At 32.2% G+C, this 14,798-nt stretch carries 9 protein-coding genes and 2 pseudogenes; 2 read left to right on the plus strand and 9 right to left on the minus strand.

Going from position 1 to position 14,798, the window contains the following annotated elements:
* Positions 1-591: 591 nt before the first annotated feature.
* The 4 genes and pseudogenes from lpxB to RGRSB_RS04045 all read right to left on the minus strand — a co-directional run bounded on the left by lpxB (position 592) and on the right by RGRSB_RS04045 (position 5,325).
* On the minus strand, positions 592-1,755 hold the full coding sequence (lpxB, locus tag RGRSB_RS04030; RefSeq protein ID WP_119259949.1) for a lipid-A-disaccharide synthase: 1,164 nt from the start codon (positions 1,753-1,755) through the stop codon (positions 592-594).
* 53 nt (positions 1,756-1,808) lie between these two features.
* Positions 1,809-2,639 (minus strand): acyl-ACP--UDP-N-acetylglucosamine O-acyltransferase, encoded by an 831-nt coding sequence (gene lpxA / locus RGRSB_RS04035; RefSeq protein ID WP_119259950.1) that lies wholly within the window; start codon positions 2,637-2,639, stop codon positions 1,809-1,811.
* Positions 2,640-4,283: 1,644 nt separating this feature from the next.
* Positions 4,284-5,003: pseudogene (locus RGRSB_RS04040) on the minus strand (ABC transporter ATP-binding protein).
* Positions 5,004-5,097: 94 nt separating this feature from the next.
* Positions 5,098-5,325 carry an indolepyruvate ferredoxin oxidoreductase subunit alpha gene (locus tag RGRSB_RS04045; protein ID WP_119259951.1) on the minus strand — a complete coding sequence of 76 codons (228 nt, stop codon included), beginning with the start codon at positions 5,323-5,325 and terminating at the stop codon, positions 5,098-5,100.
* Between the two features lie 1,457 nt (positions 5,326-6,782).
* On the opposite strand from RGRSB_RS04045, the gene dapB reads away from it, so the two are divergent.
* A complete protein-coding gene (dapB, locus tag RGRSB_RS04050; protein ID WP_119259952.1) occupies positions 6,783-7,610 on the plus strand; it encodes a 4-hydroxy-tetrahydrodipicolinate reductase in 828 nt (275 codons plus the stop codon).
* 174 nt (positions 7,611-7,784) lie between these two features.
* On the opposite strand, the pseudogene RGRSB_RS04055 reads toward dapB, so the two are convergent.
* A pseudogene (locus RGRSB_RS04055) lies at positions 7,785-8,063 on the minus strand (DUF2288 domain-containing protein).
* A gap of 95 nt (positions 8,064-8,158) precedes the next feature.
* Here RGRSB_RS04055 and queC point away from each other — a divergent pair.
* A complete protein-coding gene (queC, locus tag RGRSB_RS04060; protein ID WP_172582031.1) occupies positions 8,159-8,842 on the plus strand; it encodes a 7-cyano-7-deazaguanine synthase QueC in 684 nt (227 codons plus the stop codon).
* A 1,843-nt stretch (positions 8,843-10,685) separates the two neighbouring features.
* Here queC and RGRSB_RS04065 read toward each other — a convergent pair.
* The 4 genes from RGRSB_RS04065 to RGRSB_RS04080 form a co-directional block, all read right to left on the minus strand.
* Positions 10,686-11,123 carry a tetratricopeptide repeat protein gene (locus RGRSB_RS04065; protein ID WP_119259954.1) on the minus strand — a complete coding sequence of 146 codons (438 nt, stop codon included), beginning with the start codon at positions 11,121-11,123 and terminating at the stop codon, positions 10,686-10,688.
* 110 nt (positions 11,124-11,233) lie between these two features.
* Positions 11,234-11,731: a hypothetical protein gene (locus RGRSB_RS04070; protein ID WP_119259955.1), complete on the minus strand. Its 498-nt coding sequence runs from the start codon at positions 11,729-11,731 to the stop codon at positions 11,234-11,236.
* Between the two features lie 278 nt (positions 11,732-12,009).
* A complete protein-coding gene (gene lipA / locus RGRSB_RS04075; RefSeq protein ID WP_119259956.1) occupies positions 12,010-12,909 on the minus strand; it encodes a lipoyl synthase in 900 nt (299 codons plus the stop codon).
* A gap of 686 nt (positions 12,910-13,595) precedes the next feature.
* Positions 13,596-14,798, minus strand: a complete 1,203-nt coding sequence (locus RGRSB_RS04080) for a hybrid sensor histidine kinase/response regulator (RefSeq protein WP_119259957.1) — start codon at positions 14,796-14,798, stop codon at positions 13,596-13,598.

The following is a 14,798-nucleotide window of genomic DNA, read 5'->3' on the forward strand; positions in this document are numbered from 1 at the left end:
ACTACTTTGTAGTACACTCTAATTTAGTCAATTTTTTTTGTTATTAGACTATAATAAATAAAACTTTGTGTAGAGCTTTCTTTTAAATAAAACACTTTCTATACATCATTTAAAGTCTGATAATGGATAATGAGAAATACTTCGAGATTTAGAATTTTATTTATTAAACTTAATTCAATATTTGATTTTATCAGTATAAATTAAGTCAAAATATTTTGCTTAATATAATTTAGAATAAAAATATAACCTACTCTAATCAGCATTAGATATCTAATATTAGAGATCACTTTTAATTAGCCTATCTTTGACAATTAAACTTTGTTTTTATATCTATAAATTATCTATTAATCTCAATAGTAAAAAAATAAAATAAAAAGATAATTTTTATTTTAATAAATTAATTGAGAGCTGTTTTAGGTTTTGATGGTCATGGTAATTATCTCTATTTCTGATCCTATTTTGTTATTTTTTTTGTTTAATTCTTTAAAAGATCGCGCAAGAATAATCAAAAATTTTTTAGTTATAGAGTTAAGATTTTTTAAAAAATAGAAATTTTCTAGATCTTAGGTATTTAACTTGTAAAATCCTTAATTACTTTTGTTTATATCCTAAAATTTCCATTGCCACGCGATTGCAGACACCCACATCTCCTAACATGGTACGCATTTGGTCATAATCTGCTAAGGTTTTTTGACGACGTTCAGCATTAAGTAGTAACTCTAAAGACTCTTGGACAATACGGTTTACAGTTGCTTCTTCCTGCAATAATTCAGGAACAATTTCCTCCATCACCACTAAATTTGGAGGAGACATAAAAGGAATAGAAAACTTTAAAATATTACGAGCAATCCACATTGTTAAGGGATTGACTAAACATAATACTAATTGAGGAATTTTAAGTAAAGCTAATTCTAAATTAACAGTTCCTGATTTAGCAATAGCAAAATCTGCTGCCGCCATTACATTTAAAGCCTCTTGTCCCTCAAGCAAAGTAATCGAAAGTTGATAGGCGTTAACTGTTGCTTTAACAGTATCATGATATTCACTCAGCGAAATGGGAAGTAAAAAATGAAGATCAGGAATTTTTTCTTGGAGTTTTTGGGCTGCTTTGCACATCAGAGGAAGATGATATTTCAATTCTTGATAACGGGAAGCAGGAAATAAGGCGACTACCGTTTGATCAAAGTCAATATTTAACCTAAGACGGGCTTCTTCACGGCTAGGAGCTTTAGTGATGCGATCTAGTAAGGGATGACCAACCCACTTGACTTTAACACCTTTTTCTGCAAAAAATCGGGCTTCTTCCGGAAAAATTGCTAAGAGAAGATCAGTGATATGGGCGAACTGTTGAATAATTTTACTATTAGGAGCCCAGACCCAGGATTGAGGAGCAATGTAATAGATAATAGGAACTGCAGGGAAATGCTTGCGAGCATATTGGCCAAAGGCAGAATTAGGTCCCATGTAATCGATAAGAATAAGAATGTCGGGGGGATTTTCTCGCAAATATTGTTTAACTCGACGTTGCATTAACCAAGTGGGAATAATAAACGGAAGAGACTCAACAATACCAATAGATCCAATAGCGGCGGTATTCCCTAACAATTTTGCCCCTGCTTGTGCCATGAGGTCACCGCCCAAGGCTAGAATTTCCAAAGGGATTCCTTGACTTTTAGCCTGTTGATAAAGAGCTTCAACTAACATTGAGCCCTGTAAATCTCCAGATACTTCCCCTGTACTGATAAAAATTCGCATAAATTCCCTAAAAAGTGTAAATGAACCCCATAGTCAACTCATCGTGCCTGTCCTTAAGCTTTCGCTGGAATGGGTCCGCGTCGTTTTTCTCCTGTGGTGGAGTCCATCAAAAAATGGTGTAGGTACTTAACATATTCGTTGTCAGAGATCTTTGATAATTGCTCTAAAGCTTCTTTAAATGTAAAATTTGAACGATAAAGGAAACGAAAGGCTTCTTTTAGGTATCCCATATCTTGAGTAGTGAGTCCAGCTCTTTTGAGTCCGACTAAATTGAGTGATCGCACCCGTGATGGATTCCCCTCAATCATCATAAACGGAGGAGCATCTCGATCAATACGACTCATCCCGCCTAGCATGGCATTACGTCCGATACGAACAAATTGATGAACCCCTAATGCTCCACCAACAACTGCCCGCGATTCAATGTAAACATGACCGGCTAAAGCCACAGCATTGGCAATAATGACATTGTCTTCAATCACACAATTGTGTGCAACATGGACATAAGCCATCAATAGGTTATGATTACCAATTTGAGTCACCTCATCGGCGTGGGTTGCCCGATTAATAGTGACAAATTCTCTAATAATATTGTGGTCCCCGATTTTAGCACAACTTGCTGCCCCCTTATATTTTAAGTCTTGAGGGTCTGAACCAATAACAGCATTAGGAAAAATACGATTACCAACTCCAATTTCTATTGGTCCTTCGATAATAGCATGGGCCCCAACAATGGTTCGAGCATCAATTTTTACATTTTCTCCAATCACCGCATAAGGGCCGACTTCTACGGTGGGGTGGAGTTTTGCTTTCGGGTGAATAATGGCAGTAGGGTGAATTGGGGTACTCAAAGAGGTATCTCCCTTAGTTTGATAGGTCAGCATTAAATTTTTGTTCTAGCTTACAGGGTATTTAAGTGAAAGAGACACAAAGTCGCATTCGTTTTATTTTATGTAAATATAATTCCTGTGGCTAAAGGAGTCAAACTTTAGGGGATTTGACTAACTTTTGACAATAAAGCTCTGTGCTTAATTGCATCACATCATACAAAATACCATTCCTGTTCATTTTTTTCTTATAGTGGTTTTTAATTGGGTAGCCCATAATAACAGCAGTGGGTAAACTAGCCAATTACTTCTTCATAAATTACTAAGTAAACTGTTTCATTGATAGTTTGATTAATTAAGACCTCTATAATTTTGGTATTTTTAAATACAGAAATATACTTTTATTTGTGAATAACAGTTTTAATCAAGTTGAAATTAGGAGAATAAAAATATAAAAATACGAGTTTTACTTCTATAGATTCCATCACTTTTCTTACTTTTGCAGCTTTATTAGCCAGTAAATTATCTCTAACTACATAAACTATTAGTCAAATTCATGGGATCTGCACTTTTATTTTCTCATTGAAAATAACTAAAAAACTAGATATGGCGAATTACTCAATAAACATAATATTTTTTGTTAATTATCAGAACATTTATTATAAACTTGTTTTCATATAGTTGCTATATGTATGACGATCCATGGCTAGCTCATTTTCCAATTTTTTTTAAAAATCTAGGTTTGAACGTTTTAATTTTTATAGTTGTTTTGAACATTATAACCTAAAAAGTAAACCTGATTTGTATAAAATTACAAGGCATACAGTCTTCTTTATTTTTACCATATAAAATATATAATACTTATTTTTTATACAAGTAAATATTTAATTCATACAGAAAATTATTTTTGTTAAAGCTATAAAATAATAGTTTTATGCTTATTTTTACTTTTTAATATTAACGATCAACAAAAGTATAACTTAATTTAAAAAGTTCTGCTAATAGTGGAGTTTATCAATAATTAGTTTTTATAAACTTAGTAAGAATATCAATAGAGTATGGCTTTATTGTTTTCGTTTGTTCACTTTATTTATCTAAATAAAAGTCACTTTTATAAAAATAGAGATAGTAGTCAGGTTATTCTAGAGTAAATAAGGGAACTAATTAGGAAATTAGATATTAATTTTCTAAAAACCAATACTTGATATTTTTTTAATAAAAATCAAGACATAACTTTGTATTTTATTAGTTTTTCAATAAAAATATTTTATCGAGACAATCTTATTTAATGGGCTAATAAACTATATAATTAAAGTTTATTGTATTTATTCTAAATTAGATAAAGATAGTGATTCTTGAATTTACAAGCTCAAGTTTACAGTCTATTTAACTAAAAATAGATTGATCTAATAACACAAAATATGTTGATATTATCTTGACTTCTTTAACAAAAAAATTAGATAAATACTTCTCTTTGATTTAATAATTTTTTATATCCTTAATTTGTTTTATATTTATTTAAGTTACTAGGTTCTATTCAGCTTGTTATATATAATTGTTAATATTGATGTATTGAAAATCTTATTCAGGAATTATTTTATGTCCTAATAGTTTGCTTATTATTAAAATTATTGCTAAATGTAGGCTAAATTAAGTTTTTACGAACTTTTATCATCTTAAGTTCGGTAAAGTCGATTACTATCACTCTTGATAAACAACACCCAAATATAATCGACCAATTTTAGGATTATCAAGAAGGGATTCTCCTAATCCTTCAAGATGATCGCGTCCATTTTCTAAAAAAAGCTTCGATCAGCAATCAACAGAGCTTTTTGGGTGTTTTTTCTACTAAAACAATAGCTTTGCCTATTCGATTAATGGCTTTGATTTGCTTAAAAATATTATTAACTAAAATGGGTATAGGGCAACCGAAGGTTCATCTAAAAGGAAAAAATTAGGATCAAGCATTAAAGCCCGTCCCATCGCTAACATTTGGCAGTTCTCCACCTGATAGCTTTCCAACCCGTCGACGACGTTTTTCTAAACAAGGAAACATGGTATGAATGCAATTTTTATTCTCGTTTAAAGATCCTTTTTTAATAAATGCCCCTACTTCTAAGTTTTTGTCGATAGTTAAGGCAGAAAAAACATTATAAATTTGAGGAACATAGTACATCTCATGACGGACAATTTTATTTGATAGCACCCGAGCGATATTTTCTTCTTGAGAGATAATTTTGCCCTGATTGGGGGTTAATAGTCAAGAAATTGTTTTGGACAACGTGGACTTTCCTACCCCATTAGGATTAATTAAAGCTACTAATGCCCCTAGGGTAACATGAAAGTTAATCCCTTGTAGAATATATTGAAGTCTTCGACGTATCCTGTATAAACACTTTCTACTTCCAAGATATTTTTCATAGACTTTAAAATCATCAATAATTAGGGTAAAAAACTAACTAAAACTTTTTAATGTCTCTCTTCTGGTCCTTTGAAAACCTCTATCTTAGACCATTTAAAATGGTGTTTTCTGTAATTCAGGGCGTTCTTCTGGAAGAATTGCGCCTTCAACGGGACAAACTGTTATGCAAATTCCGCAGTCAATACAGGTTTGAAAGTCTATCCAATACCAATCAGTTCCATTAATATTTTTGCCCGGTCCTTCATGGATGCAGGCAACAGGGCAAACGTCTACACAGTCAGCAACCCCTTCACAGGTTTCAGTAATGATAGTATGTGGCAAAGTATTTCCTCCGAGTTTTAGTGTTTGAATATTATAATTTTTCTATTGTGACAGACTTTCTTCTCCTGTTTCAACGAAATTTTTTCATTGTTGCAGAGGTAAATAGACTAAATATGCTTTTGCTTTTTAAGTTGCTTATTCAATATCAATTTTTAAGTTGTTTTAAGGAGACGATCACTTATGTAACTTCAATGTCATCTTTAGCTCTTGATTACCCAAAGTATCTAATTGACTCACTACTGCATCACAGACTCGTTCATTGGTATCAGTAATCAGGAATTATAGTAAGATAAAATCAATTTTATGGTAAAGTCAACATAGTTGATCTTGCCCTTTAATAGAGTCGCTAAAATTGGGAGAAGTTAGGAGTCATTGTACCTATTCGGAATTAATTATCTAACTTAATTAGTTAGAATAAACTTTATAGTCATTAGGTTTTAGTTTTTATGTTAGACTACTGTGCATTATATCAGTGAAATTTAATCGTTATACCGGACTGACGATGTAGAATTAACTAGTGAAATCTCAAGTCAAAAAACTTCGGAGTTAAACCTTACCAATTCTCTAGATTTTTTTAGGAAAATTAAATAAATATTAATATATTCTTATATATCCTTTACTATTTTTAAAATAGTCCTTAGTTCAGGATAGGTACTGACTGCTCTAATCTAACGCCTAGTTTAGTTCTTTAAAGGCTTTCTGAGTGCAACAAATAGACTATTCATAAGAATTAACTCGTTTTAATAGTCCTGATATAAGATTTTATTTTCTATAAAAAACCTTCTAAATTTCTAATTTAATAGAAATCGATTAAATCAATATAATGTATTATACATTTATAATGGTTTGATGTCATTGTCTAGCTCTCTGTTCTCTTTGCAATCTATTTATTCTTAAGTAAGGAATACTTTTTATGTCTGTCTATGACATATTTTTTCCTTCGTTTAGTATTTTGAAGTTATATCGAATATATACTGGTTTAGTGAGATGAAATATATCTCCTACTAATTTAGCTTTTTACATTAATTTGTTCGTTATAATCTTGTATTTTTTAAAGGTATACTCATATTTCTACTTTTACTAAAAACCTCTTTCTTATGAAGTTTGCTGTTCCTAATCCAGATAACTTCTTTTGTTTGCTTTGTTTGTTTATAGTCTTTCAGTATTTTTTATTATTCACCTCGTAAAGTTATTTAGTGATTTGTTTTTTACATGAACTAATTTTTTCAAAAAAATCATTATTACTGTTAAATTTTACAAATTATGAAGAATGTTCGAGAAATAATTAACTCCAATTATTTGAAAAGAACAACTCAACCATCTAGCACATCTTCAATTTATTCATAAGATTAATACAAACTCTCTGTGATTATAGAAGACTTGACGACAGAAGTGTCAAATGGGTTAAGATACAAACAATATGTGATTTGTAGACTTATTTTTCAGGATAATCATTAATGACAATTGAATCTTTAATTCCAGTAGTAGTGAACGGAGCAGCAGGTAAAATGGGGCGTGAAGTCGTCAAGGCTGTCTTTCAAGCTGAAGATATGATGTTAGTCGGAGCAGTGGATCGTAACCCTGATTATCATGGGCAAGATGCCGGAGAAGTAGCTGGATGTGGGGCGTTAGAAGTACCGATTGTTAATGACCTACAAAGTATTTTAGTATTAGCCGCCCAAGAAAAGGTACAAGGGATTATGGTGGATTTTACTCACCCCGATGGGGTCTATGAGAATGTACGAAGTGCGATCGCCTATGGGGTGCGTCCAGTGGTAGGAACAACAGGATTAAGCGAAGAACAAATCAAAGAATTAGGAGAATTTGCCGAAAAAGCTAGTACAGGATGTTTGATTATCCCTAATTTTTCCATTGGTATGGTGTTATTGCAACAAGCGGCAATTAAAGCATCTCAATACTTCAATCATATAGAAATTGTTGAACTCCACCATAATCAAAAGGCAGATGCACCCAGTGGAACTGCTATTAAAACGGCTCAGATGTTGTCAGATTTTGACAAGATATATAATCCTCCTTCGGTGAAAGAAACAGAAACTATTCAAGGAGCAAGAGGTGGGTTGGGAAATAATAATATCAGAATTCATAGTGTGCGTTTACCTGGCTTAATCGCCCACCAAGAAATTCTTTTTGGGGCAGAAGGAGAACTTTATACTCTACGCCATGATACTAGTGATCGATCTTGTTATATGACGGGAGTTTTATTAGCTATTCGCAAAATAATTCAACTTAAATCTCTTGTTTATGGACTAGAGAAAATTCTGTAAAATAAAAAAAGTCGGTAATCTTGAATATATCAACTATAAGTTAAAAATCTACTATGCTTGTTAACAACGCCTGTTTTAGGTTTTTTGGCAAAAAGATTTGGTAAATATTAATAACACTAAATATAGTTAAAATAAAATTGTATATAATCCAACTTACTCTTATTCTACTTTATATTAAATTAATACAAAAGGTTGCAAAATTAATGTGTTAAATAAAATAGAATAATCAGCATTCCAAGTTGTTAATTGTTCGGAAGATGGTTTGTGAATTAAGGTTTTACTAATCCAATTTTACGCAGAGTTGACATCATCTTGAGAAATGGCCACTCCGACTTCTATTAAGTCTAAATATTTAGTTACAAAAATGATAGCGTCTCTTTGTGCATGAGGCGTTAAATATTGCCATTTAACATTAGAAAGATCTTCACTAAAGCGAGTTTTGAGATTTTTCATTGATTAATTTTCCACAAGAACTGCAAAGATAGATTATCCTTAACAGGAAGTATACAAAAAATGATGGATCAACCTCAAGGAGTATACAAAAAATTATGAATCAACCTCGGGCCGTTGTTTTGCTATCTGGAGGCTTAGATTCAGCTACCTCGGCCGCAATCGCTCTCTTCGAAGGTTACAATCTAATTGCCCTTTCTCTACGCTATGGACAACGTAACGAGAAGGAGTTAGCAGCAGCTAAAAAAATTGCTCAAGACTTAGGCATAACCGAACATTACATTATTGATGTTAATATTGCCCAATGGGGAGGATCATCCCTAACTGATAAGTCTTTGAGTATTCCTCAAAAGGGAATTAAATCTGATACTATTCCCTCTACCTACGTTCCAGGAAGAAATACTATTTTTATCGCTCTTGCCCTCTCTCTAGCAGAAACTAAAGGAGCTAAGGCAATTTTTATAGGGATTAATGCTGTAGACTATTCGGGGTATCCTGATTGTCGTTTGGACTATCTTGAGGCTTATCAAAGGTTAGCTAGTTTATCTTCAAAAGTAGGAATTGAAGGTAATGCCCCTCAATTAATTGCCCCTTTACTTGGGAATTCTAAAGTAGATATTGTACACCGCGCTATTGCTCTAGGGGTTACCATTGAGGATACTTGGTCTTGTTATCAAGGAGGAGAAAGACCCTGTGGTTTATGTGATTCTTGTCGTATACGTGATTTTGCCTTAATTGAGGCGGGATACCCTGAATTGGCTACTCCTGAGGGGAGGAGATAATTAACGAACTTCGAAAGTCAGAACAAGAAAAAGCTTTTTACCTTATTCTTATAAATTTGAGAGATAGGATAAGAAAAGTCAGTGGAATGTAGATCTAATGATGTAGATGTAATAAAGTTTTGTTTTTTTAACAGATTAGGATATCAACTTTACGATAAAACTTGAATTCGTCTTTTTAATCAATAGCTTCTTCAGTAGGTCTAAAATTTAAATAACTAAGCAGGGATAATAGATAAGCATAGATACAATTAATAATCAAGCATTTTCTTCTATTCCTTAGAGTACTTGTACTCTAAGGAATAGAAGAAGTGATCGTTGTTTTTTATAAATCCTTAGTTTAAAATTTACCATGATTAGGTTAAGAATAACTTCGTTATGAGAAATTGTTTTTCCATTCATAGAATGAGTATGTTTATCAACATATTTATATATAAAAGTTTATCTAAGTTACTATTTGAGATCTTCTTAAAGAGAAGAATAATTTTTTTTATAAATTAAAATATTGTTTATATGCTGTTTATTTAAACTTATTTAGAACTTAAAAATTATACTTATCAAGTAACATTTATTTTTTTAAATCCTAACTAATTAGAGCTTAATTTTTATCACTAAATTTTAAAAAAGTATCAATATAATTAAAACTATAAGTATTTTTTTGCCTTTGGATTTAAATTTAATTATTTCTAATACTTTTAAAGTTGTATAAGCCAACTTAAATACAAGAAAATCACAAAGTATAAATTTTTTTAGAAAATATAAACAATACGCATTCTAATTATAAGATAAGTCAGTTTTATTGAGATTTATTTACTAAAATTTTATTAGAACAAAATCATAAAATTGTTCTGTTTTACTCAGAGGATAAACTTGTACTAATAGATAGAATACAAGACAATTATGGCGCTCATAATCATAAAGATCTTGTTAAACTAACATAAAAATAGTCTTTGAAAAAATTAATACTATGTTTGATAAAATAGTTGGGAAATATAATGATACTCAATCTCTAGTAGAAACTTTATGATATAAAATTGAATATTTTATTTATGTTAATTTTACCTTAATTTATTTAAGATATCAATAAATACCCTATTTTGATAAAAAAGAAAGTTCAAAATAGAATTGTTAAAATATAAAAGCAGCATTACTTGGACTTTTGTTCATCCCACTTATCTTTAAGATCCTCATAATTGTAATAATTTATAAGCCTAGTTTTTTTGATAGAACTATTTATGATTTTTTCCTTTATATTCCTGAAAAGGGACTATATTCTACTTAATTTTGCTATGTTTAAAATTTAATAAAAGAAACTGTTTCTACATTAGGAGATAAACAAACGATAGGATAAATTTATAAAATTTGAGGGGAACGTTATGTGATCTTTGATGGACTAGCTTATGCTTGTAGAATGGCGACGGAAAAGTCATCAGATGAGCCCAAAAGTATTGGTTATTAGCCAAAACAGTTCAACTTAAGTAAAAATAAAGCTTTTTCCTTAAAATTACAATATTTTTTTGTTAAAATTTATCGAATATTAAATGAATTAAACTGAGCACAAGAATATGACTGATTTGGAGCTTAAAAGATTATTTTTAAAATAATTATTTTGTATTGGAACACGATAAAACTAACATCGATCCTCTTCTTAATAATTGAATTTTAACTACCTAAAGAATCTATTAAATTATTTCAGGTTGAAACCGACAAAAATTAGAATATGTAACATAGGGCTGTCTATCACGAATCTACAGTTAGGTTCGTAATAAATATCCTTCTTCAATGAAAAGAAGATTTTAGTATATCTTGATTTACTAATTTTACCGACTCCAGAAAGTAAATCATATTAATTGTTATTCTCATCTTCTATCGAGAGTTGTTCTGAATTACTTTTAGATAATACCGGAGAGGATGGATTTTTTTGTATTTCTAATTCTTGTTTCATAGTTTTTAAGATAGTCACTAGTTTTTCTTCTTCTGGGAATAATTGAACCAATTTTTCCATGGGAACAATAGCCCCTTCTAAGTCTTTGAGTTGTAATTTTGCTTCTATTAATCCTTGTAGGGCAGTAGAATTCTTGGGTTCGCGTTTTAATACCTGTTCATAGCCGTCTGCAATCGCCTGTAACTTTTCTTGTTGGGAACTGTTGGTGGAGGAGGTTGTTAATGGATGTAAAGATTGATCTATCGAACGCGACATGGGGAGTATCATAACTCCTAGTAAAGCTAAACCTGAGATAATAACAACAATTCTTTGAAATGGTTTTTGAGGATTATTAGACATAATATTAAGATTATAAAGCAGATATTATTAATTTGGCTAGTGAAATAAAGTCGATATAACACAGTATACAATGTCACACCAAGGTTAATTTCTATTTCAAAAAATACCATCTAAGTATATCCATGGAAAACTGCTAACCCTAATCCAAAACTACCCAAACAGATTATCATCAAAATAAATAGAACTTTCCATTGTGGATACCCTTTATCTTGTAGTTCTAACTTTCCTAGAGTAGCTGCACACAACAACAAAAGTAGCCTGATAAAATATTCTAGCCAACAAACCATCAAGACAACGGTAAAAGTCCACCAGAGCACCGAAACCATAGCGCGATTATCAGATTTAAACCCACTTCCAAATACGATAGTAATCAACGCAACCGGTGCTGCAACCAAACTGGCAGTAATTGTTAATACGAGAACCCCAGCCAAGATGTGCAACATTAAAAATACCGTGTCACTTTCGAGAAGCCATCCCCAAGTTTTTCCTTGTTGAATCAAGGAACGAGTTAAGGATGAGACAGACCGACCCACATTCCAGCCAAACAGACAATAGGTGCAAAAAACAACACTCAACGAAAGGAAAGAAGATTTAGTTGACCATGACATCGTCAGATACTAAGTGAAAACTACTAAATTTTACTAAAGTTACGTTTTTTTTTAAGCTTTTAAAGCTTTGGCTAGAGGATTTAAACAGTCTAATTGGCTTAGAGATAATTATTAGACAAAACATTGTGTTGTAGGTCAAGAAGCTCATTCTGTATCACGTAAAGTGGTCAGGGTTAGGAGGATTTCAAGACATGAGCTGAACTATATAATCAAAAAGGACATACTCCTGAAGTGAGTGAGGTATGTCAACAAGGTAACAAAATAATGTTAGTTTAAGTTTATCCTGCATGGTAAGAACTTCTAACTAAAGGGCCTGAATTAACGTGGCAGAATCCTAGAGAACGCCCAATTTTCCCTAATTTCTCAAATTCTTCAGGAGTCCAGTATTTATGCACAGGAAGATGGACTAAAGACGGACGCATGTACTGTCCTAGAGTAAGTTTATCACATCCCACTTTTCTTAAATCTTTGAGAGTTTCGATAATTTCTGTTTCTGTTTCCCCATGCCCCAACATCAATCCAGATTTGGTCGGAATGGATTTATCAAGTTCTTTTACCCACTTTAAAACCCCCAGAGATCGCTCGTATTTAGCCCCTCTTCTCACGATATTTTGCAGACGTCTGACGGTTTCAACATTGTGATTGTAACAGGCAGGCTTAGCAGCTACAATGGTAGCGACCCGTTGTTTTTGAGTAACTTCTCCTTCTCTTCCTCCCCAAAAGTCAGGGGTTAGCACTTCAATCTCAGTATGGGGGTTGTTCTGACGAATAGACTCCATAACCCTGACAAACCAATTGGCACCTCCATCAGCTAAGTCATCCCGCGTCACAGAAGTTAAAACAACATAAAGTAATCCTAATAACTTGACTGATTCTGCTACTCTCTGCGGTTCTAAGACATCTAATGCCATGGGAGAATGACCTTTATTCACTTGACAAAAACCACATGAACGGGTGCAGGTTGGACCCATTAACAGAAAAGTTGCTGTTTTCTGTGCGTAACATTCCCCTCGGTTTGGACAACGACCTTCTTCACAGATTGTATGAATATTTCGTCGTTTGATAATGCGCTGAACAGCAGAAATCTCACTGGCTTTACCAACAGAGCGTCTGAGCCAAGGAGGAAGGAACATCAAGTTTGTTTGGTAGCGATTATTAGTTGATGTACTTTTTTCCATAGTTAATCTGGTATAGAAAATTACACTTTTATAGTGATCTGAACTACAAGGAAAATATTTGACTTTTATAAAAAAGTCTACTTTCAAAATTAACTCTCTTAAGTTAATCATGTTTGGTTAACTAAGACAAAGGGTAATTTTCGTTTATGATACATTCCCCTTAACCAAAATAATATGTTCTTTCATCATGTCCGTGCGGTAAAAATAGTCATAAACTAATGTATTTTTGGCAAAATTTACTTGAAAGGGGGGAGAGACTTTTCTTTGACGGATGAAAACTATGCTTGAATCACTATTTGTTTGAATTGTAATTTGATTTTCGTGTTCAAGGAGTCAAACAAATTTCTTGGAACTGTTTAAGACTACCTTTATAAACTGCACAAAATCTCTCGGCTAGAAAATAAAAACTAGACCGAGTTGCTGTAAAAAAAGATGTTACTGAAGCAAAAACTGATGAAAGTACGAGTTTTGCTAAAAACAGTTTTGAAACTTACCATCCTTTCTACCCATTATTTATTTTTCCCAGGACGCATATTATTTAAATCAAATTAAAATATTTTGCTGTTGATATCTAAGAGGAATAATTTAACTAAATTAGAGACAATAAGATAAATAATAAGACTTAAGAATTAGACATATATCAATTTAGGTTTTCTTAGTTGGTTGTCCGCTTAAGAGTGAAAGATTTAACCAATTTGGTTAGTATCTTTTTTGCTGTCAAAAACTGGTAAGGTAAACCAAAACTTAGCCCCATCATTTGGATTAGTGATTACCCCAATTTCTCCCCCATGGGCTTCAATAATTTGACGACAAAGGTAGAGTCCTAACCCTAACCCTAGTGTTTTATTTGCCCCATCTCCTCGGTGATATCTTTCAAATAAGTTCTCTGCTTGTTCTGAATTCATTCCTACTCCGTCATCAGCCAAGGTACAAATCACCATTTTTTTATCTTGAGAAGATTGATCAAGATTTTTTTGAGTATAAAAAGCTGATTTTTGGGGAGTTAAAACTTCAGCATTTATGTTTAATTTTAAGCCAGGGGGATTATGTTTAAGGGCATTAGCTAACAAATTTTCAAATACCCGCCATAGGCGGTCACTATCTCCATTAACTACTGGTAATTTAGGGGGAATTAGAACATCTAATGTACCTTGATGTTCTTTTAGTATTGGTTGCCATTCTGCGGCTAATTTCTGACTTAATGAAAATAAATTTAAGGGGGTACAATTAAGGTAAACTCCTCCCATTTCAAATTGTTGAGTTTCTACTAAAGAATTAATTAAGTTAAGTTGGCGATCGCAACTAGCTACTATCTGTTCTAATACTTCATTAGACATTTCTATAGTTGGCTTATTTTCTTTTCTTCCTTTTTTTAGTAAATTTTTCAAAACCATAGCCATCCCCAACACGGGATTACGTAAGTCATGAGATACTGCATGAAGGTAAACCCGTAAGGTTTGTTCCGTTTTTTTTCGTTCTTTTATTTCTTGTTGGAGTTGTTTTTTTTGCCGTTGTATAGTTAATTGATTTTCGACTCTAGCAATAACTTCCTCTTCTTGAAATGGCTTACAAATATAGTCTACTCCTCCCACTTCAAAAGCTTTAACCTTATCTAAAATATCGTCAAGAGCACTAATAAAAATAACAGGAATTTCTTTGGTGTTTTGATTATCTTTTAGAGTTTGACAAACTTCATAACCATTAATTCCTGTCATATTAATATCTAATAGAATGACATCAGGGGGAACTTGAGATACGGTTTTTAAGGCCATCTTTCCATTAAGAGCCTTACGGACTTTATAGCCCTGTTCTGATAACATGGCTGAGAGCAAACGCAGGTTATCAAGAGTGTCATCAACGACAAGAAGATTGCCTTTTTCTAAGATCAT

Source organism: cyanobacterium endosymbiont of Rhopalodia gibberula (genome assembly GCF_003574135.1).
Taxonomy (GTDB): Bacteria; Cyanobacteriota; Cyanobacteriia; order Cyanobacteriales; family Microcystaceae; genus Rippkaea.

What these genes read in the sequence shown, in the direction of transcription:
- lpxA (WP_119259950.1), bottom strand. Translation starts at nt 2,639, where the DNA reads ATGCTGACCTATCAAACTAAGGGAGATACCTCTTTGAGTACCCCAATT.
- RGRSB_RS04065 (WP_119259954.1), bottom strand. Translation starts at nt 11,123, where the DNA reads ATGTCTAATAATCCTCAAAAACCATTTCAAAGAATTGTTGTTATTATC.
- RGRSB_RS04070 (WP_119259955.1), bottom strand. Translation starts at nt 11,731, where the DNA reads ATGTCATGGTCAACTAAATCTTCTTTCCTTTCGTTGAGTGTTGTTTTT.
- dapB (WP_119259952.1), top strand. Translation starts at nt 6,783, where the DNA reads ATGACAATTGAATCTTTAATTCCAGTAGTAGTGAACGGAGCAGCAGGT.
- RGRSB_RS04080 (WP_119259957.1), bottom strand. Translation starts at nt 14,798, where the DNA reads ATGATCTTAGAAAAAGGCAATCTTCTTGTCGTTGATGACACTCTTGAT.
- lipA (WP_119259956.1), bottom strand. Translation starts at nt 12,909, where the DNA reads ATGGAAAAAAGTACATCAACTAATAATCGCTACCAAACAAACTTGATG.
- lpxB (WP_119259949.1), bottom strand. Translation starts at nt 1,755, where the DNA reads ATGCGAATTTTTATCAGTACAGGGGAAGTATCTGGAGATTTACAGGGC.
- queC (WP_172582031.1), top strand. Translation starts at nt 8,159, where the DNA reads ATGAATCAACCTCGGGCCGTTGTTTTGCTATCTGGAGGCTTAGATTCA.